18 protein-coding genes are annotated in these 17051 nt (G+C 64.9%); 12 read left to right on the forward strand and 6 right to left on the reverse strand.

The window, feature by feature from the left end; genetic code table 11:
• Nucleotides 1-8: 8 nt before the first annotated feature.
• Nucleotides 9-713: a glutathione S-transferase family protein gene (locus tag N825_RS06255; protein WP_037448357.1), complete on the reverse strand. Its 705-nt coding sequence runs from the start codon at nt 711-713 to the stop codon at nt 9-11.
• A complete protein-coding gene (locus N825_RS06260; protein ID WP_051511648.1) occupies nt 710-1672 on the reverse strand; it encodes a DMT family transporter in 963 nt (320 codons plus the stop codon). The genes N825_RS06255 and N825_RS06260 overlap by 4 nt, the downstream gene beginning before the upstream one ends.
• 144 nt (nt 1673-1816) lie before the next feature.
• Here N825_RS06260 and N825_RS06265 point away from each other — a divergent pair, with 144 nt between their 5' ends.
• The 6 genes from N825_RS06265 to N825_RS06290 all read left to right on the forward strand — a co-directional run bounded on the left by N825_RS06265 (nt 1817) and on the right by N825_RS06290 (nt 7259).
• Nucleotides 1817-2419 carry a TetR/AcrR family transcriptional regulator gene (locus N825_RS06265; RefSeq protein ID WP_037448759.1) on the forward strand — a complete coding sequence of 201 codons (603 nt, stop codon included), beginning with the start codon at nt 1817-1819 and terminating at the stop codon, nt 2417-2419.
• A gap of 155 nt (nt 2420-2574) precedes the next feature.
• Nucleotides 2575-4719: a TonB-dependent siderophore receptor gene (locus tag N825_RS06270; RefSeq protein ID WP_245613022.1), complete on the forward strand. Its 2145-nt coding sequence runs from the start codon at nt 2575-2577 to the stop codon at nt 4717-4719.
• A 58-nt stretch (nt 4720-4777) separates the two neighbouring features.
• Complete coding sequence (locus tag N825_RS06275; protein ID WP_051511621.1) at nt 4778-5920, forward strand: PepSY-associated TM helix domain-containing protein; 1143 nt, start codon at nt 4778-4780, stop codon at nt 5918-5920.
• Nucleotides 5917-6111, forward strand: a complete 195-nt coding sequence (locus N825_RS06280; protein WP_037448363.1) for a hypothetical protein — start codon at nt 5917-5919, stop codon at nt 6109-6111. The genes N825_RS06275 and N825_RS06280 overlap by 4 nt, the downstream gene beginning before the upstream one ends.
• A 215-nt stretch (nt 6112-6326) precedes the next feature.
• Nucleotides 6327-7004: a LuxR C-terminal-related transcriptional regulator gene (locus tag N825_RS06285; protein WP_037448366.1), complete on the forward strand. Its 678-nt coding sequence runs from the start codon at nt 6327-6329 to the stop codon at nt 7002-7004.
• A 42-nt stretch (nt 7005-7046) separates the two neighbouring features.
• A complete protein-coding gene (locus N825_RS06290) occupies nt 7047-7259 on the forward strand; it encodes a hypothetical protein (RefSeq protein ID WP_157619006.1) in 213 nt (70 codons plus the stop codon).
• A gap of 54 nt (nt 7260-7313) precedes the next feature.
• Here the strand turns inward: N825_RS06290 and N825_RS06295 are convergent, their stop codons facing one another.
• The gene (locus tag N825_RS06295; protein ID WP_245613023.1) at nt 7314-8258 is read right to left on the reverse strand and encodes an ArsR/SmtB family transcription factor; all 945 of its coding nucleotides are present in this window, start codon (nt 8256-8258) and stop codon (nt 7314-7316) included.
• Nucleotides 8259-8482: 224 nt separating this feature from the next.
• Here N825_RS06295 and N825_RS06300 point away from each other — a divergent pair, with 224 nt between their 5' ends.
• From N825_RS06300 to arfA, 6 genes are all read left to right on the forward strand, one after another.
• Nucleotides 8483-10420, forward strand: a complete 1938-nt coding sequence (locus N825_RS06300) for an ABC transporter substrate-binding protein (protein WP_084164414.1) — start codon at nt 8483-8485, stop codon at nt 10418-10420.
• An 86-nt stretch (nt 10421-10506) separates the two neighbouring features.
• A complete protein-coding gene (locus N825_RS06305) occupies nt 10507-11511 on the forward strand; it encodes an ABC transporter permease (RefSeq protein WP_037448370.1) in 1005 nt (334 codons plus the stop codon).
• Nucleotides 11512-11515: 4 nt separating this feature from the next.
• The gene (locus N825_RS06310; protein WP_037448372.1) at nt 11516-12379 is read left to right on the forward strand and encodes an ABC transporter permease; all 864 of its coding nucleotides are present in this window, start codon (nt 11516-11518) and stop codon (nt 12377-12379) included.
• Nucleotides 12376-13422 carry an ABC transporter ATP-binding protein gene (locus tag N825_RS06315; protein WP_084164416.1) on the forward strand — a complete coding sequence of 349 codons (1047 nt, stop codon included), beginning with the start codon at nt 12376-12378 and terminating at the stop codon, nt 13420-13422. Before N825_RS06310 ends, N825_RS06315 begins: the two co-directional genes overlap by 4 nt.
• Complete coding sequence (locus N825_RS06320; protein WP_051511622.1) at nt 13419-14282, forward strand: ABC transporter ATP-binding protein; 864 nt, start codon at nt 13419-13421, stop codon at nt 14280-14282. Before N825_RS06315 ends, N825_RS06320 begins: the two co-directional genes overlap by 4 nt.
• A gap of 31 nt (nt 14283-14313) precedes the next feature.
• On the forward strand, nt 14314-15864 hold the full coding sequence (gene arfA, locus N825_RS06325) for an arabinosylfuranosidase ArfA (RefSeq protein WP_037448374.1): 1551 nt from the start codon (nt 14314-14316) through the stop codon (nt 15862-15864).
• 52 nt (nt 15865-15916) lie between these two features.
• Here the strand turns inward: arfA and N825_RS38705 are convergent, their stop codons facing one another.
• The 3 genes from N825_RS38705 to N825_RS06335 form a co-directional block, all read right to left on the reverse strand.
• A complete protein-coding gene (locus tag N825_RS38705; RefSeq protein ID WP_157619007.1) occupies nt 15917-16087 on the reverse strand; it encodes a hypothetical protein in 171 nt (56 codons plus the stop codon).
• Nucleotides 16088-16201: 114 nt separating this feature from the next.
• Nucleotides 16202-16738 carry a DUF697 domain-containing protein gene (locus N825_RS06330; RefSeq protein WP_037448376.1) on the reverse strand — a complete coding sequence of 179 codons (537 nt, stop codon included), beginning with the start codon at nt 16736-16738 and terminating at the stop codon, nt 16202-16204.
• Nucleotides 16738-17025: a hypothetical protein gene (locus N825_RS06335; RefSeq protein ID WP_157619008.1), complete on the reverse strand. Its 288-nt coding sequence runs from the start codon at nt 17023-17025 to the stop codon at nt 16738-16740. The genes N825_RS06330 and N825_RS06335 overlap by 1 nt, the downstream gene beginning before the upstream one ends.
• Between the last annotated feature and the right edge of the window lie 26 nt (nt 17026-17051).

The raw sequence follows: 17051 nt of genomic DNA on the forward strand, positions 1-17051 counted from the left end.
ACCGCTCCTCACGCCGCGGGCGGATAGTTGGACGGAAACAGCGACCGCTTGGTTTCCTCGTCGTTGACCTTCTTGAACTCGTGGTCCTTGCCGACCGCCCGGGCGCGGGCGACCGCCGGACGAGCGTCGACCCTCTCGAACAGGCGCTTCAGGTTGGGAAACGCCGCCAGCGGGTCGGCTTCGCCCTTCCGCACCCGGGCGGCGCGGTCCAGCCAGCCCCACGCGGATATGTCGGCGATGGTGTAGCCGTCGCCCACGATGAAGTCGCGGCCGGCGAGGTGGTCGTCCAACACTTGGTAATGCCGCTCGGCCTCGCGGCGGTAGCGGTTGCGCGCGTAGTCCAAGCCATCGGGAGCCGCGAACTGGAAATGCACCGCCTGACCGGAGAACGGCCCCAGGCCCGAGGCGATGAACAGCAACCAGGAGAGCAGTTCCGGCCGGTCTTGCGGCTTGCCCAGGAACTTGCCGGTCTTCTCGGCCAAATGGATCAGGATGGCGGTGCTGTCGAAGACCCGCGCCTCTCCGCCGCCCGGTCCCTCGGTGTCGATGATCGCCGGAACCTTGCCGTTCGGATTGACGGCCCGAAAAGCCGGCGTGTGCTGCTCGCCCTTGCTGGTGTCGACCGGAACGACCTCGTAGGGAAGTCCCAACTCCTCGAGGAGGAGTGCTACCTTGGCGGGGTTCGGCGTCGGGTGGTAGAAGAGGCGGATCATGGACGTCTTCCTTTCTTTGATGATGGGGTGGCTGGCAGTGATGGTGGTTTGGACGCCAGCAGCACGCCGGCGACGATGACCGCGATGGCGGCGCCCTCAAGCGCCGTGGGCACCTCGCCCAGGATGGGGATCGCCAGGAGGGTCGCGACGCAGGGCACCAGCGCTATGATGGCGGAGGCGGCGCCGGAACCGAGCAAGGCCACCGATCTGTTGAAGGTCACGATGGCGACGCCGCTCATCAGGACGCCTTGGTAGAGGGCCTGGAGTGCTATCTCGCCCAGCGAGGCGACGCCGAACCGGCTCAGGCCGAGCAGGACGTAGAACGGCAGGAAGGTGACGGCCGACCAGACGCAGATCAGCGCCGCCGCCTGGATCGGCGTCACGCCACTGCGGCGGAAGATGATCGTGTAGACCGCCCACATGGCGGAGGCGGCCGCCAGCACGACGAGGCCGGCGGGGTCCGGCGCGCCATGGCTGATGGCGGCCGCCGTTACCAGTCCGGCGAGGCCGCAGACGATCGCGCCATAGCCGAGCCAACGCGCCCGCCCCTGCCTTTCCCGCAGGAAGGTCCAGGCGAACAGACCGGCGAAGGCCGGCATCAGGGTCGGGGTGATCGACGCCGCCTGCGAGGCGGTGGTGAGCCGCAGCCCCATCGCGACCAGCAGGACGAAGGGCACGCCCCAGAGCAGCATGAACAGGAAGCCGTCCCGCCACGCGGCGGGTGGAAGGCGCTGGCCGCGGCGCAGCACGGTGGGTGCCAGCAGGACCGCACCGATGCCGAAGCGGAGCGCCGTGATGTCCCAGATGGTCAGTTCCCGCGTGACGCTGAACCGCGTCACGACGAACCAGCCAGCGAAGATCGAGACGGTCAACGCCGCCCAGCAGTATCCGATCAGCCGTGTCCGGCTGGCGAGCCGCCTCCCGTCCGGTTCGCGGATCGCTATGTCGACGGAATCCATGGCGTCGTGACTTTCCTTTGCGGCGCCTCGGCCCAGCACCAGGGGCCCGACATCTGGCATTGAGTTTTAACACGATCGTTCTAAAATACGGAAGGCCGATGTTCATGGCAAGATGGCTGTCATGCGATCCTGATGGGCGATGGAATGGCGAGACCGAGGGAATTCGACGAGGAGGCCGTGCTCGACGCCGCGATCCAGTGCTTCTGGAACCGCGGCTTCGAGGCGACATCCGTGCGCGATCTGGTCGAGAAGACAGGACTGACCAGCGCCAGCCTGTACAACGCCTTCGGCGACAAGCGGGCGTTTTTCCAAAAGGCGCTGGACCGCTACGTCGAGGGCAGCATCGTCGGCCGCATCGAGCGTTGCGAGGCGATGCCACCGCGCGACGGCATCGCCGCGTTCTTCGCGGAAGTGCTGGCGCGATCCCTCGCCGATCCGCAGCACAAGGGCTGCATGGTGGTCAACGCGGCGCTCGACGTGGCCCCGCATGACGCGGAATTCAGGGAGGTGGTGGCGGGTGTCCTGGCGCGGATCGAAGCATTCTTTCTCGACCGCGTCGAGGCCGGTCAGGCGGACGGGACGATCACCCGCTCCCAATCGGCGGAAACCCTCGCCCACCACCTGCTCGGCGTGCTGATGGGCCTGCGCGTGCTGGCGCGGGTCCGCCCCGAGCCGCGGCTGCTGGAGGGCGTCATCGCACCAGCCTTGGCGCTGCTCTCCCCCACTCAGGGTGATCAAGCCCTATAATCGTCGCCAACGACCCGCCGAACACAGTCACGCCACAATCTGTTTCCGCCCTCGCGTTTCCATGTTGCTAATAAGAATCAATTGCAATATGCAAACGGTGTTGAAATTCAGACTGATTCTCAAGAAGACGGGGCGGCAAAGTGCGGGAAATCGGAGTGGGCGGCGGACGGCCGCGGGGAACGGCGCTGGGCGCGGTGGTGCTGACGGGCTTGATGATGACGGGACCGGCGTCGGCTCAGGACGCCGGTTCGGAAACATCGGTCGAGCTACCGGCGTTGACGGTGACGGGACAAGGGGAAACGGCGTTGACCCCCGTCACGGGGTACGTCGCCAACCAGCAGGCGACCGGCACCAAGACGGACACGCCGCTGATCGAGACGCCGCAATCGATCTCCGTCATTCCCAGCGATCAGATCCGGGATCAGAATGCCCAGACCCTGAACCAAGCCGTTCGCTACACCGCCGGCGTCACGCCGGAGACGCGCGGCGCCGTGTCGACCCGCTACGACCAGCTGACGATCCGCGGCTTCGACGCCGACAGCTATTGGAATGGGCTGAAGCTCCAGTCGCTCTACTACGCGGCGCCCCAGCTCGATCCCTTCCTGCTGGAACGGATCGAGGTGCTCAAGGGACCGACCTCGGTGCTCTATGGCCAGTCGCCGGCCGGCGGCCTGATCAACCAGGTCAGCAAGCGGCCAACGGCGACGGCCCAGAACGAGATCGGCTTCGAGTTCGGCACCAACAACCACCTGCGCGGCACCGCCGACTTCTCCGGTCCGATCGATGACGAAGCCAAGCTGCTCTACCGCTTCAGCGCCGTGGGACTGAGCGAGGACGGGCAGTTCCGCACGACGGAGAACGAGCGCGTGGCGGTCGCCCCCTCCTTCACCTGGCGTCCCGACACCGACACCAGCCTGACCTTGTTCGGCTTCTACCAACGCGATCCAAAATCCAACTCATACGGTGGCATCCCGCCGCAGGGAAGCGTCCTGGCGAACCCGTTCGGCAAGATCCCAACCGATTTCTACGACGGCGAACCGGGATTCGAAAAATACGATCGGACACAGAAATCGGTCGCCTACGAGTTCGACAAGCGGTTCAACGATACTTGGAGCGTGCGTTCCAACGGCCGCTGGCTGCATACCAAGGCCGCCTATGACAGCGTCTACGCCAACGGACTGGAGCCGGATTTCCGAACCCTCAACCGGGGCATCGCGACCTCGCGCGAGGCGATGGATTCCTACACCTTGGACAATCAGGTCGAAGGCCGCGTCACCACCGGGCCCGTCAGCCACACGGTATTGGCCGGTTTCGACTATCAGCGGCTGGATGGCCATTACGCTCCCGGCTTCGGCGTGGCCCCCTCGATCGACCTCTTCGCGCCGGTCTATGGCCAGCCGCTCGTGGTGCCCGCCACCTTCCGAACCGACAGGGTGAGCAATCAGTACGGCCTTTACCTCCAGGACCAACTCAAGCTGGGTGGCTTCGTCCTGACGCTCGCCGGCCGCAAGGACTGGTCCGAGACCAAGCTGTCGACGGAGTTCGGGGACACGAGCCAGTCCGATCAGGCGCTGACCGGCCGCGCCGGCCTGACCTATCTGTTCGAGAACGGCATCGCCCCCTATGTCAGCTACGCCGAGTCCTTCACGCCGCAGAGCGGTGCCGACATCTCCGGCAACATCTTCGATCCCGAGGAGGGAACCCAGTACGAGGTCGGCGTCAAGTATCAGCCGCCGGGGACCAACAGCCTGTTCACGGCCGCCGCTTTCGAGATCACCCGAAGCAACCTGCTGACCAGCGATCCCCAGTTCCCCGGCTTCTCGGTCCAGAGCGGCGAGGCGCGCTCGCGCGGCATCGAGCTGGAGGCCCGGATGGCCGTGACGGACGAGCTGAACATCATCGGCGCCTACACCTTCCTCGATACCGAATACACCAAGGACAACGACGGGCGGGAAGGTTTGCGGCTGGCCGCCATTCCGCGCCACCAGGCTTCCGGCTGGGCCATGTACCAGATGCCCGAAGGGTCGGCCCTGCAAGGCCTTGGCATCGGCGCCGGCGTGCGCTTCACCGGAAAGACCGCCAACACGGCGAACACCTTCGAGGTGCCGTCCTTCACCCTGGTGGACGCCTCGGTCACCTACGACCTGGGCTCGCTGTCGCCCAAGCTGGCGGGGGCCGAGGTCTCGCTCAACGCCAAGAACCTGTTCAACAAGGAATATGTCGCGTCCTGCTATTACGGCGAATGGTGCGCCTATGGCTATGAGCGGACGGTGACCGCCGGGCTGCGGTACCGCTGGTGAACGACGCGCCCCTACGCCGAAGCCATCCCCAACGCCATTCCCAGCGAGGGAGACCGCGATGACATCCACGAACCTGCGGCGCTGGCGGCTGGTCCACCGCTGGACCAGCCTGATCTGCTCGGCGAACCTGCTGATCCTGTGCGTCACGGGGCTGATCCTGGTGTTCCACCATGAGATCGAAGACCTGATGGGCGACGGGTTCGACATGACCTATACTGAGGGGCGGCCAATGCTGCCCTTCCAGGCCCTGGACGACATCGCGCGGCAGGCGTATCCGAAACTGGCGTCCAAAATGATCTCGTTCGACTCCGAGGAACCCGGCACCACCTACATCTTCATGGGCGCCCCCGGTGTCCGCGAATTCGACGACGGGCGCTGGGTGATCCTCAACGGCCAGACCGGCGCCAACGAGATGATCAAGCCTCCGGAGGAAACGCTCACCGGTTTTCTCCTCAAGCTGCACGTGGATCTCTTCGCCGGCTTCGCCGGGCAGATGTTCATCGGCGTCATGGGCCTGCTGTTCGTCGTGAGCACCGTCAGCGGGCTGGTCGTCTATGGCCCCCTGATGAGGAAGCTGGCCTTCGGACTGTTGCGCTTCGGGCGCGGAACCCGGATCGCCAATCTCGACCTGCACAACCTGTTCGGCGTGGCGACATTGACTTGGGCCTTCGTCGTCGGCCTGACCGGAGCCATCCTGTCCTTCTCGCCGCTGATCATCGGATATTGGCAGAAGACGGAACTGGTCTCCATGATCGGCCGCCACACCGAGCCGATGACCGGCGCGCCGGTCGCCATCGACCAGGCGGCGGAGGCGGGCTTGGCCGCCTTCCCAGGCATGGAACTCGCCTTCATCGCCTATCCCGGCAATGTCTATTCCAGTGACCGGCACTTCAGCGTGCTGGTGCGCGGCCATACGGAACTGACCCAAAGACTGCTGAGCATCGCCTTGGTCGACGCCGAAACCGGGCGGGTGACCGAGACGGCCGCGATGCCCTGGTACATCGCCGCCATGCTGCTCTCAGGTCCCTTCCATTTCGGCGACTATGGCGGGTTGCCGCTGCAAATCCTGTGGGCGCTGTTCACCATCGTCACCGGAGTGGTGACGGTCAGCGGCTTCGTGGTCTGGCTGAAGAAGCCGCGCGTCCGCGCCACTGGTTCCGTAAGCGACGCGTCCGGAAACCGAATGGGGAACGAGGCGTGAGCGGCGTGTGGCGTGTTCCCGCGGCGCTGGCGGCGCTCTCGCTGGTGGCGCTGGCTTCCGCCATCGTCGGTGATGGCCTGTGGCATTGGGTCTGCTGGATCGGGTTGTCGGCGCCGCTCCTGGCCTGCGCCATCAATTTCTGGCGGCAGTGGCCGGGACGAGAGCGGCGCGTGTCGCGGACCGGTGCGTGACGGCGGCGGGGTCGCCTTCCGCTCGGCCGAAGGGGCATGTATCGCTCCACCGGACATCATAGCACTAATTATCCTTTATAAAGTATTAATTCTAGCTTTGTTTCCTCTGTTTCTTCATGCACTATCCCTCCAACGCGACCTCGAACGCGCCAGGGTCCAACGGTAAAGGACCCCGGACGAGGTTCGATCAACAACGCTTCTGGAGAGACCCCGCCATGACCTCGACCCGCACCGTCCTCATCGAATCCAACCGGCTGTTCCGTGATGGCCTGAAGCATCTCCTGGCCGGCACCCCGTTCGAGGTCGGCGGGGAATTCAACACGATGGATCTGGCGATCGAGGGCGCCGCCACCGACGGCGCCACGCCGGCCCTGGTGATCACCGGCCAAGCCATCAAGGACGCGGCCGACCTCCAGCGGCTCCGCGATGTCCATCCCGCCGCCCGCATCGTCGTGCTGGCCGACGACGTTTCGGTGGACCTGCTGCGCGAGGCGATGGGCGGCGGCGCCGACGGATTCCTGATCAAGAACGTCTCGCCCGAGGCGCTGATCCAGTCGCTCCACCTGATCATGCTCGGCGAGAAGGTGTTCCCGACCAACCTCGCCGCCATGCTGATGGACATGAACAGCCAGCCGTCGCCGCTGAACTCGGTTCGCGGGCTGACGACGCGCGAGCGGGAGATCCTCCAGTCCCTCGTCGGCGGCGCCAGCAACAAGCTGATCGCCAATCGGCTCGGCATCACCGAGGCGACCATCAAGGTCCACCTGAAGACCCTGCTGCGCAAGCTCGACGTCAACAACCGCACCCAGGCCGCCATCTGGGCCATGAACAATGGTTTCGGCGCCGAAACGCAGGCGGCACCGTCGCGTTCGCTCAACGGCGTCGCCGCCTAGGTTTGGTGACGATTTGTTTTCGCTTGGAAACGGTGGGATGTCGTGAACAGGGAATTGGGCTCGCGCGCTGTGCCGGTGACGATGCGTCCGGCGGTGCTGTACTTCGTCGAACGCATGCTCATGCGGAGGGAGCCTCTGACACGCGAGGCGTGGGCGGGATTCGCCGCGGGCGCCGACGCGTTCTGTGACGCCATCCTGCGGAGGATGCCGATCGACGATCCGGCGTCGGAGGCATGGGACAACCGGCGCCGCTGATCGGCTCGTCCCAGGCCTCGGTTCGGCGGTCACCTTAGGTGGCCACCGGGGTGGTCACCTGACATGGATGCGCATGACGATATCCTGTTCGTGATTGCCGAACTGCTTGCCGAAGATGTTGACCCCGCCCGGCCGCTTCGCATCCTCGTCGATCCCGACGCGCAGGCGGATCGAGTGGTGCTCCAGCAGGCCCAATTGGTCCAGCGTCACGTCGGACGCGCGGGAGCCATTGACGCTGGTGCCCTTGCTTGAAACGACCCAGGTGGTCAGGTGGCCGTATTGGGAGCCTTCCAGCTTCCACCACCGCGGGGTCAACCGGCCCCGCTTGTCGCCGTAGTCGCCCGGCGACGTCCAGGTCCCGACCTTCACGCCGTTGACCCAGATGCTGATGTCCGACGGCCAGTCGGCGTTGGTGCCGGGCACCTCCGACGATAGTTCCATCGTGAACTCGATCGCCTCGACCTCGGCGTCCAACACGCGGGCATTGTTGGGAAACTTGTATTCGACATGGCCGCGCCAGAACCACAGCAATGACGCCTTCATCCTGCTGGGGTCCAGGAAGAAGTCCGGCACATCGAGCAGCCCGATCACCCCTTCCGACGAGCACAGGCCACAGGGCGCTGTGACACCGCAACTGGTGTAGAGCCCGATCGGCATCGCGACCTCGATCAGGTTGGTCTTCCGCTCGAGCGGCGGATCGTCGAACCGGATCAGGATCTCGCCATAGCGGGCTTGGCAGATCTTCTGCCTGCCCTTGTTCGCCTTCATCGCCCGCGTTTCGATCAGGCCGCAGGCTTCCAGCGTTTGGACGTTGGTCGCGACCGTGGACTGCGGTAGGTCCAGCGCCTCGCTGATCTCGTTGACGTTCAGCGGTCCCCGGTTGCGGAGCAGGCGCAGGATCATCATCCGAGGCATCGATGCCAGCGCCTTGACGATCTCGGCGTCCCGATCCGGGCTGACGCTGAGGATATCGCTGCTGACAGAGGGTTCGTCGTTCAATTCAAGCTCCGCGTTCAAGGCCCGAGCGTATCAGTATTGCTGATACGAAGAAAAGTGGCTTGGATCATTACCGCGCCGCACAATAGGATTTGATGAGATAGTATATCGTAGAATCTGATATATATAGAATTTTCTGTTGACGCGCTTCCGGAACGGGATTAGCGTCCGAGCCAATCAGACCCGAAGAAACAAGCGAAGCCATCGCTGGAAAAAAGGGGAGGAAGATGCCCGTTCTCGGAACATCCGTGCTTGGAAAGCCGATACTCAGGAAAATCGCGTGCGCCGCCGTGGCGCTGCTGCTGGGGACCGCCGCCTATGTCCCGTCCGCAGCCGAGGCCCAGGACGTGATTTCCAGCCTGCCAAGGAAAGAAACGCTGATTCTTGAGAATCCAGAAGGGACGATCAAGAACGCGGGCTGGTTCAACATCTGGGCCATCAATGCCGGCGGCCAATATACCGGCTTGCAGCAGTTGGCGATGGACACGCTGTGGTACATCGATCCGGAAAAAGGCCTCGAAGGACCGATCGACAACTCTCTGGCGGCCGAAGCACCCAAGTATAACGCCGATTTCACCGAGATGACGGTGAAACTGCGGTCTGGCATCTTCTGGAGCGACGGGGTCGAATTCACGGCCGACGACGTGGCCTACACCGTCGAAACCCAGATGAAGAACACCGGCATGCGCTGGGGGCCGATCCTGTCGCTCAACGTGGACAGCGTTTCGGCGCCCGACCCGCAAACCGTCGTCTTCAAGCTGAAGCGCCCGAACTCCCGTTTCCACGCGCTGTTCACGGTGCGCTTCAACGCCATCTGGATCATGCCGAAGCACGTCTTCGAAAAAGCGCCCGATCCGATGCGGTTCGACTTCAACAAGCCGGTCTCGCTCGGCGCCTATGCGCTGCACAGCTTCGATCCCGAGGGCAAGTGGTTCATCTGGCAGCGCCGTGACGACTGGCAGCGCACCACGCTGGGCCGGTTCGGCGAACCGGGGCCAAAATACGCCGTCTATGTCGATGGCGGCCCGCCCGACAAGCGCGTGATAGCACAGATGAACCACAACATGGACGTGGTTCATGACGTGGCGCCGGAGGGGATGTTCACGCTGGCCAAGCAGTCGAAGTCTTCACGTGGCTGGTTCAAGGACTTCCCCTACGCCCACCCCGACCCGACGCTGCCGGCCCTGCTGTTCAACCTCCAGCGCGCCGATTTCCAGAGCAAGGACGTGCGCTGGGCGCTGGCGCTGCTGATCGACATCAAGGCCGTCTCGATGGCGTCCTACCGGGGGGCGGCGACCATCTCGGCCATCGGCATCCCGCCGACCGGCACACACCCCGACGACTACCACATCCCGATGCAGGATTGGCTCAAGAACTTCGAGCTTGATACCGGCAAACAGAAGATCAAGCCCTACGACCCGACCGTCGGCAAGCAGATCGCCGACATGCTGCGGCCTTCCATGAAGGAGCAGATCCCGACCGACCAAGCGGCGATCGACAAGTCGTTCGGCATGGGCTGGTGGAAGCCCAACCCGCAGGCGGCGCAGGAGCTTCTCCAGAAAGCCGGCTTCACCAAGCGCGGCAGCAACTGGTACACGCCCGAAGGCAAGCCCTTCTCGATCCGCGTCATGGTCGAGGGCGAATCCCGTCCCGTCATCACCCGCGCCGGGACGATGATCGCCCAGCAGTGGCGTCAGTTCGGCATCGACGCCAAGACGGAACTGGCCCAGGGCACCATGCTCGACCGCCGCAACTCCGGCGACTTCGACACCCTGATCAGCTGGAGCGTCGAAAGCTACGGCGGCCATCCCGACCTGGCCTATTTCCTCGACAGCTGGCACTCGCAATACGTGGCTCCCGCCGGCAAGCCCCAGGCTCCGCGCAACTACATGCGCTGGTCGTCGCCGGAACTGGACGGTATCATCGAGAAGATCCGGGGCGTCGGCTTCGACGATCCACGCTCGATCGAGCTTGGCCGCGATTACGTCAAGCTGGCGGTGCGGGAAATGCCGACCATCCCGCTGATGGCCTACAACGTCTTCGTGGCGATGGACGACACCTACTGGACCGGTTACCCAACCGCCGAGGACCCCTACGCCAATCCGGTGCCGAACTGGGGCAACTCGCGGTACATGATGGTGCGCCTGAAGCCTCGGGGCGAATAGGGGCGAGACTCGCCGCCCCCTCCCTCATCCCAACCCTCTCCCCCTGGGGAGAGGGGATTGGCTCCGGTACATCAGGGATCGCTCCCATGAAAACCTACGCCATCTATTTGGCGAAGCGTCTGCTGCAATTCGTGCTGGTCGTCTTCATCGGCATCAACCTGACCTACGTGATCTCGCACGCGACGCCGATCGACCCGGTCGAGCAGACGATCTCCGCCCTGACCTCCTTCGGCAACACCAGTCCCGAAGCGATCGAGACGATGCGGGAATCGCTCCGCGAACTCTACGGGATGTCCGGCACCCCGCTGGAGCAGTACGTATCGTTCTGGAGCCGGATCGTCGTCGGCGATTTCGGACCGTCGCTGTCGGCCTTCCCGACCCCCGTGTCGGAACTGATCCTGCGGGCCTTGCCCTGGACCATCGGGCTGCTGGTGGTGGCGACCGTGCTTGCGTGGCTGCTCGGCAACCTGCTGGGCGGCTTGGCTGGATACTACAGGAAGAACAGGCTGCTGAAGGCGATGGGCCTCATCGCCATGGGCCTGCACCCGATGCCCTATTACGTCGTCGCCTTCGTGCTTCTGGTCGTGTTCGGCTTCCTGTGGCCAGTGCTGCCGATCAGCGGCGGCTCCGGCATCGGGGTCGGACGTGGCTTCAGCTTCGATTTCATCTCCAGCGTCCTCCTCCATTCCCTGCTGCCGGCGCTGTCGCTGGTGGTGGTGGGATTGGGCGGCTGGTTCCTCGGCATGCGGGCGCTGGTCTCCAACATCGTGACGGAGGACTACGTCGTCTACGCCGAACTGGGCGGCGTCGACCGGCGGCGCATCCTGACCTCCTACGTGATGCGGAACGCCCTGGTGCCGCAGGTCACCGGCCTCGCGATGTCGCTCGGCGCCATCTTCACCGGCGCCATCATCACCGAGGAAGTGTTCGGCTATCCCGGCATCGGGTCGCTGCTGGTCGACGCCGTCCATGCCGGCGACTACAGCCTCGTGCTGGGCATCACCTCGGTCTCCATCGTCGCCGTGTCGCTGGCCGTGCTGGTCATCGACCTGCTCTACCCGCTCCTCGATCCCCGCGTGCAGGTGGAGTAAAGCCATGCTCAAGATCTTCCGCGACCTCCTGCGCTTCAATCTGGAATTCGCCATCGGCACGCTGATCGTCTCGATCATCGTCGGTCTGTCGGTGCTGTCGTTCTTCTCCCCCTACCCGCCCGAGGACATCTACGTCGTGGCCCCCGATGTGCCGCCGTCGTGGGAATACTGGCTGGGCACCACGTCGCGCGGCCAGGACGTGTTCTGGCAGATGACGGCGGCGCTGCGGAACACGCTGCTGTTCGGTATCGCGGTGGCGGCGATCAGCCGGGTCATCTCGCTGACGATCGGGTTGGTGTCGGGCTACATGGGCGGCATGACCGACCGGGTGCTGATGTCGATCAACGACACCTTCATCATCATCCCACTGTTCCCGATCCTGGTGCTGTTCTACTTCGTGATGCGCGATAGCATGTCGTGGGCGCTGCTGGCCCTGATCATGGCGGCGCTGGGCTGGGCCTACGACGCCCGCCTGATCCGCTCCGTCGCGATGAGCCTGCGAACCCGCGAGTTCACCTCGCAGTGCATCTTCTCCGGCATGAGTCCGCGCCAGATCATGACGCGCGAGCACCTGCCCTACGTGCTGCCGATCGTGTTCTCGACCACGCTCAACAACATGAACTGGTCGATCGGCATGGAGGTCACCCTGTCGGTCCTGGGCTTCACCGACATCAACACGCCGACCATCGGCAGCATGCTGTACTGGGCCAACCAGCACACGGCATTGGTGGCGGGCGTCTGGTGGTGGATCGCGTGGCCGGTGATCGCCGTGATGCTGCTGTTCATCGGCCTCTACCTGCTGGCGACCGCGCTGAACGAGTACATCGATCCCCGCAGCCGGCTCAGCCGGATGGGAGGTGCCACATGACGCTCCATCAGCTCAACAACCACCTGAACCCGGCGCCCGAAGCCCTGCCCGCCTCTCCCGCGTTGCGCGTCGATGGGCTGAAGGCCTACTACCAGACGCGCTGGTTCGGCATCACCCGCGAGGTGCGGGCGGTGGACGACATCACGCTGCGGATCGAGCACGACGAGATCTACGGCATCGCCGGAGAGTCCTCGTCCGGCAAAAGCTCGCTGATCAAGACGATCGCGGGCGCCATCCGGCCGCCGCTCAACGTCGTCGGCGGCACGGTCAACTTCGACTTCGGGACGCGCAAGGTCGATCTCTATACGCTGAAGCCGGAGGAGCGCACCGCGATCCGGTGGAAACACCTCGCCTACATCATGCAGGGTTCGATGAGCGTGCTGAACCCGCTGCGGCGGGTGCGGCAGAGCTTCATCGACTTCGCCTTCCGGCACATGGGAATGCCCATGCCGGCCTTCCTGAAGGCCGTGGAGGATCACCTGCTCCGGCTGCATCTCCAGCCCGGCGTGCTGGACAGCTACCCGCACGAGCTGTCCGGCGGGATGCGCCAGCGCGTCGTGATAGCACTGGCGACCGTCTGCCGCCCCGGTTTCATCATCGCGGACGAACCGACCACGGCGCTCGACGTCGTCGTCCAGAAGAGCGTGCTGACGATGATCCGGGAAGTGCAGCGCGAGATGCGGGCCTCCATCCTGTTCGTCACCCACGACATGGCGGTCCACGCCAACCTGACCGACCGGCTGGGCATCATGTACGCCGGACGACTGGTGGAGGAGGGCCGCACCCGCGATCTCTTCCGAAATCCACGCCACCCCTATACCCTCCACCTGATCCGCAGCCTGCCCAGGATCGGCGACGCCGAGCCGCGCCAGGGGCTGGAGGGCACGCCGCCCAACCTCGCCGACCCGCCGCCCGGCTGCCGCTTCCATCCGCGCTGCCCAATCGCCATGGACGTCTGCCGCGTCATGGTCCCGCCCATGCAGGCGCTGGGCGGCGGACACCGCGTCGCCTGCCATGCCGTGACCGAGGGGACGGTGCAATGAGCGGAGCGGACACGGCACTTCTCGACGTGCGGGGCGTCAGCCGCAGCTTCTGGACCGGCGGGCTGCTGTCGCGACGGCGGATCGACGCGGTCAAGGACGTCAGCTTCACCCTGACGGACGCGCGGCCGGAGATCTTCACGATCATTGGCGAGTCCGGCAGCGGCAAATCCACGCTGGCCCGCATGATCCTGAACGGCATGAACCCGACCAGCGGAAGCATCGCGTTCGGCGGCGAGGAGCTGACGACCATCAGGAAGACGCGCGACCGGATGCGCTTCATGAGCCGGGTTCAGCCGATCTTCCAGAACCCGTTCGAAAGCTTCAACCCGCTGAGCAAGGTCGACCGCTACCTGACCATGACGGCGCGGAACTTCACGGAGGCGCGCTCGCGGGCGGAGACCGACGACGCTTCGGACCGGGCGCTGCGCAAGGTCGGGCTGTCGCTGGCCGAGGTCAAGGACCGCTTCCCGCACGAGCTGTCCGGCGGCCAGCTTCAGCGCATCGCCATCGCCCGCGCGCTGATCCCCGGCCCTCGGCTGATCGTGGCGGACGAGCCGGTGTCGATGGTCGACGCGTCGCTGCGGGTGGCCATCGTCAACCTGTTCAAGGACCTGCGCGACGAGCTGAAGGTTTCGATCATCTACATCACCCACGACCTCGCGACGGCCTACTACATCAGCGACCGCATCATCATCATGCGGAAGGGTGAGGTGGTGGAAAGCGGCGACGCCCGCGCCGTGCTCGACAACCCGCAACACCCCTACTCGATCCTGCTGAAGGATTCGGTGCTCTCCCCCGACGTCCCCGATGACGACGAGCCCAAAACCATCGAGCGGGACCGCGCCGCCCGCTCCCACTGAAAACCAAAATCACCTCCAGGAGACTTTCCCCATGTTGAAGGCTGAGGTTCTGATCGATCGCGATTTCGCGGTCGGAGCGACCGACCCGCGCCTGTTCGGCGCCTTCGTCGAACACTTGGGCCGCTGCGTCTACGGCGGCCTATTCGAACCCGGCCATCCGGAGGCCGACGAGCGCGGCTTCCGCCGCGACGTCATGGCGCTGGTCAAGGAACTGGCCCCGACGATCATGCGCTATCCCGGCGGCAACTTCGTGTCCGGCTACAACTGGGAAGACGGCGTCGGTCCAGTCGAAAATCGCCCCCGCCGCCTGGACCTCGCCTGGTTCTCGACCGAGCCCAACACCTTTGGCACCAACGAGTTCATCGACTGGTGCCGCGAGGCCGGGATCGAGCCGATGCTGGCGGTCAACCTCGGCACCCGGGACGGCGACGCGGCACGGCATTACCTGGAATACTGCAACCATCCCGGCGGAACCGCGCTGTCCGATCTGCGCCGCTCCCATGGCTGGGAAAAGCCGCACGACGTCAAGTTCTGGTGCCTGGGCAACGAGATGGACGGCCCGTGGCAGATGGAGCGGAAGACGGCGACCGAATACGGCCGTCTCGCCACCGAGACCGCGAAGATGATGAAGTGGACCGACAAGACGATCGAACTGGCGGTCTGCGGCTCGTCGGCCCGCAACATGCCGACGTTTGGCGAGTGGGAGTACACCGTCCTCGACCACACCTTCGACCATGTCGAGTTCATCTCGCTCCACACCTACTTCAACAACTACGCCCATGACACGGCGGCGTTCCTCGCCAGCCCCGACCTGATGGACAGCTTCATCGACGAGGTCGTGGCGATCGCCGACGCTGTCGCGGCGAAGCGGCGGTCATCCAAGCGCATCATGCTCAGCTTCGATGAATGGAACGTCTGGTACCGTACCCGCGCCAAGGGCGAGGGTCGGGCCAAGCCGGGCTGGCCGGAAGCGCCGCAGATCCTGGAGGAGATCTATACGATGGAGGACGCGCTGACCTTCGGCGGCGCCTGCATCTCGCTGCTCAACCACGCCGACCGCGTCAAGTCGGCCTGTCTCGCCCAGCTGGTCAACGCCATCGCCCCGATCATGACCGAGACCGGCGGCCCGGCTTGGCGGCAGACGATCTTCCATCCCTTCGCCCAGATGAGCAACCTTGGCCGCGGCACGGTGCTGCGCTCGCAGGTGTCCTCGCCAACATATTCCGCCCGCTACTACGATCCGCGCGGCGCCGAGGAACTGTACTACCCGATGCCGGAGGTGCCCTACGTCAAGGTGGCGAGTGTCCACAACGACGAGGACAAGACCCTGACCCTGTTCGTCTTGAACCGCCATCTCGAGGAGTCCATCACCCTCGACCTGGACGCCCGTGGCTTCAACGACATGACCCTGGACCAAGCCCTGGAACTGCGCCACGACGACTTGCAGGCGATCAACACCAAGAACGCCCCGGACGCGGTCACCCCCGCGCCGCTGGACGGCGTCGAGGTCCGCGGCGGGCGTTTGCAGGCGACGCTGGCCCCGGCATCCTGGAACGTCATCCGCCTCAAGACGCCGGGCTGAGGGACGAACCGGCGGGCGCCAACCCTTGGGTTGGCACCCGCCGTCCAGTCAATCAAGCCATTTGGTCATGATCGCGTTGCGCGTCCGGGTTGGTCTTGCCGGTCGGCATGTTGGGATCCGCCTCGGCGTCCAGCGTTTGCGTGCTGGCGTAGAACATGGACGCGCTGATCGCCAGGAACGATCCGACGACGAGCACCAGAAAGGCGACATTGCCACCGGTCATGACTTTCTCCCAAGTAGTTGTTCGATACCCTTAGTTGGCTCTCAACAGGTCGAAAGCCAGTATCATCACGGTGCCGGCTGACGGATCCGCGGGTTGAACGCCATTCCAGTGGAGTCAGGTGCCGGTCGCGGGTGGGTTCTCCCGCATCCTGCGCGCCGCTTGGCGATACTGTTCCTTGAAGGCGGCCTTGAGGGCATTCTTGTCCATCCGCCCGTCGCGTTTGAAATATTCATGGGTTGTGTGCCCGACGGCGTAGGTCACGGCGCCGCAGAGCACCGCGTCGGCCGCCATCGCCGGGATCGTGCCGATCCCGGTGAGCTTCAGGGCGTCGTTCAGGAACTTGCCGCCCGCGAGCAGCAGCCCGGTCGAGAGCCCCATCCCCCGCAGGATCTGGAACAGCAGCCCCTTGGCCTTCTCCTTGTCCCAGAGATGGCCGTGGGCGCGGCCAATGAAGACGATCATCGTCATGTTGATCATCACCAAGGCGACCCAGGAGACGGCCGGCCACGCTCCCCAGAAGGCCGCCTGCGCGGTCGCGTGATTGATGATGATCTCCGACCTTTCCTCCGGTGTCCGGGTGTCGTCGTCGGCCTCCTCGAAGCCCTTGTCGATTTCCTCGGGCTTGGGTTCGGGTTTTTCCGCGCCCGCCATTACGGCCTCCCGTCCGGCGCGGACGGCTTGCGGCCGCCCTCCTCGTCCAGCACCTCGCTCACGGCCTCGGCCAAGGTTTCGAACACGCTGGTTAGATCGTCTTGTGGCAACTCGTTCGCCTCGATCCCGGCGACCTCGAGCATGCGGACCAGCTCGTCGGGATCCAAGTTCCGGGTCAGGGTGGCGAGGCGGTCGCCGTCGAGCGACATCAGCGCGTGACTCACCGCGTCACCGGACAGGTCGAGGTGGTCCCGCAGGGTTTCGACCAGTTGGTCGAAGTCGATCATCGTCGTCTCCGTCATGGACCGGCGAA

It is taken from the genome of Skermanella stibiiresistens SB22 (assembly GCF_000576635.1).
Classification (GTDB): Bacteria; Pseudomonadota; Alphaproteobacteria; order Azospirillales; family Azospirillaceae; genus Skermanella; species Skermanella stibiiresistens.

Bases quoted from the DNA above. Each gene is read 5' to 3' on its own strand.
- N825_RS06255 (WP_037448357.1), bottom strand. From the start codon at position 713: ATGATCCGCCTCTTCTACCACCCGACGCCGAACCCCGCCAAGGTAGCA.
- N825_RS06260 (WP_051511648.1), bottom strand. From the start codon at position 1,672: ATGGATTCCGTCGACATAGCGATCCGCGAACCGGACGGGAGGCGGCTC.
- N825_RS06265 (WP_037448759.1), top strand. From the start codon at position 1,817: ATGGCGAGACCGAGGGAATTCGACGAGGAGGCCGTGCTCGACGCCGCG.
- N825_RS06275 (WP_051511621.1), top strand. From the start codon at position 4,778: ATGACATCCACGAACCTGCGGCGCTGGCGGCTGGTCCACCGCTGGACC.
- N825_RS06285 (WP_037448366.1), top strand. From the start codon at position 6,327: ATGACCTCGACCCGCACCGTCCTCATCGAATCCAACCGGCTGTTCCGT.
- N825_RS06300 (WP_084164414.1), top strand. From the start codon at position 8,483: ATGCCCGTTCTCGGAACATCCGTGCTTGGAAAGCCGATACTCAGGAAA.
- N825_RS06305 (WP_037448370.1), top strand. From the start codon at position 10,507: ATGAAAACCTACGCCATCTATTTGGCGAAGCGTCTGCTGCAATTCGTG.
- N825_RS06310 (WP_037448372.1), top strand. From the start codon at position 11,516: ATGCTCAAGATCTTCCGCGACCTCCTGCGCTTCAATCTGGAATTCGCC.
- N825_RS06315 (WP_084164416.1), top strand. From the start codon at position 12,376: ATGACGCTCCATCAGCTCAACAACCACCTGAACCCGGCGCCCGAAGCC.
- N825_RS06320 (WP_051511622.1), top strand. From the start codon at position 13,419: ATGAGCGGAGCGGACACGGCACTTCTCGACGTGCGGGGCGTCAGCCGC.
- arfA (WP_037448374.1), top strand. From the start codon at position 14,314: ATGTTGAAGGCTGAGGTTCTGATCGATCGCGATTTCGCGGTCGGAGCG.
- N825_RS38705 (WP_157619007.1), bottom strand. From the start codon at position 16,087: ATGACCGGTGGCAATGTCGCCTTTCTGGTGCTCGTCGTCGGATCGTTC.
- N825_RS06330 (WP_037448376.1), bottom strand. From the start codon at position 16,738: ATGGCGGGCGCGGAAAAACCCGAACCCAAGCCCGAGGAAATCGACAAG.
- N825_RS06335 (WP_157619008.1), bottom strand. From the start codon at position 17,025: ATGATCGACTTCGACCAACTGGTCGAAACCCTGCGGGACCACCTCGAC.